The following is a 2,130-nucleotide window of genomic DNA, read 5'->3' on the forward strand; positions in this document are numbered from 1 at the left end:
AGTACGTGGTCGTAGACCCGAAACCGTGTGATCTACCCCTGTCCAGGGTGAAGGTGCGGTAACACGCACTGGAGGCCCGAACCCACGCATGTTGAAAAATGCGGGGATGAGGTGGGGGTAGCGGAGAAATTCCAATCGAACTCGGAGATAGCTGGTTCTCCCCGAAATAGCTTTAGGGCTAGCCTCGGATATGAGTGTCGTGGAGGTAGAGCACTGATTGGGTGCGGGGCCCGCCAAGGGTTACCAAGTCTAGTCAAACTCCGAATGCCATAGACATGCTTACCGGGAGTCAGACAGTGAGTGCTAAGATCCATTGTCAAGAGGGAAACAGCCCAGATCATCAGCTAAGGTCCCCAAGTGTGTGTTAAGTGGGAAAGGATGTGGAGTTGCACAGACAACCAGGATGTTGGCTTAGAAGCAGCCACCATTTAAAGAGTGCGTAATAGCTCACTGGTCGAGTGACTCTGCGCCGAAAATGTAACGGGGCTAAACACACCACCGAAGCTATGGCATTGCAGCTTGCTGCATTGGGTAGGGGAGCGTTGTATATAGGTTGAAGTCAGACCGTAAGGACTGGTGGACAGTATACAAGTGAGAATGCCGGTATGAGTAACGAAAAGACAAGTGAGAATCTTGTCCGCCGAAAGCCTAAGGGTTCCTGAGGAAGGCTCGTCCACTCAGGGTAAGTCGGGACCTAACGCGAGGCCGAAAGGCGTAGTGGAAGGACAACAGGTTGAAATTCCTGTACCACCGAAGATTGTTTGAGCAATGGGGTGACACAGAAGGGCAGTGACGCGGGCTGATGGAATAGCCCGTCCAAGCAGTGAGGCTAGTTGGTAGGCAAATCCGCCAACTGTTAGGCTGGGCTGTGATGGGGAGCGAAAATTGCAGTAGCGAAGGTCATGTACTCCGGCTGTCGAGAAAAGCCTCTAGTTAGATCTAGGTGCCCGTACCGCAAACCGACACAGGTAGGCGAGCAGAGCATGCTAAGGCGCGCGGAAGAACTCTCGTTAAGGAACTCGGCAAAATGACCCCGTAACTTCGGGAGAAGGGGTGCCTCGGTAGGGTGAATAGCCCGAGGGGGCCGCAGTGAAAAGGCCCAAGCGACTGTTTAGCAAAAACACAGGTCTGTGCGAAGCCGTAAGGCGAAGTATACGGGCTGACGCCTGCCCGGTGCTGGAAGGTTAAGGGGAGCGGTTAGGGGTAACCCGAAGCTGTGAACCGAAGCCCCAGTAAACGGCGGCCGTAACTATAACGGTCCTAAGGTAGCGAAATTCCTTGTCAGGTAAATTCTGACCCGCACGAATGGCGTAACGACTTGGGCGCTGTCTCAACGAGAGATCCGGTGAAATTTTAATACCTGTGAAGATGCAGGTTACCCGCGACAAGACGGAAAGACCCCATGGAGCTTTACTGCAGCTTGATATTGGACTTTGGTACGATCTGTACAGGATAGGTGGGAGCCTTTGAAGCCGGAGCGCCAGCTTCGGTGGAGGCACCGTTGGGATACCACCCTGATCGTATCGGAGTTCTAACCTGGCACCGTGAAACCGGTGCAGGGACCGTGTCAGGCGGGCAGTTTGACTGGGGCGGTCGCCTCCTAAAATGTAACGGAGGCGCCCAAAGGTTCCCTCAGAATGGTTGGAAATCATTCGAAGAGTGCAAAGGCATAAGGGAGCTTGACTGCGAGACCTACAAGTCGAGCAGGGACGAAAGTCGGGCTTAGTGATCCGGTGGTACCGCATGGAAGGGCCATCGCTCAACGGATAAAAGCTACCCTGGGGATAACAGGCTTATCTCCCCCAAGAGTCCACATCGACGGGGAGGTTTGGCACCTCGATGTCGGCTCATCGCATCCTGGGGCTGAAGTAGGTCCCAAGGGTTGGGCTGTTCGCCCATTAAAGCGGTACGCGAGCTGGGTTCAGAACGTCGTGAGACAGTTCGGTCCCTATCTGTCGCGGGCGTAGGAAATTTGAGAAGAGCTGTCCTTAGTACGAGAGGACCGGGATGGACGTACCGCTGGTGTACCAGTTGTTCCGCCAGGAGCACCGCTGGGTAGCCAAGTACGGACGGGATAAGCGCTGAAAGCATCTAAGCGTGAAGCCCCCTTCAAGATGAGATTTCCCAATT

Annotated in this window: 1 rRNA gene; it reads left to right on the plus strand. The window is 54.4% G+C overall.

The features are described from left to right. Window positions 1–2,130: ribosomal RNA gene (locus AC0YNW_RS29120) — 23S ribosomal RNA — on the plus strand; the annotation flags it as partial.

The organism is Paenibacillus sp. J31R120 (assembly GCF_056269225.1).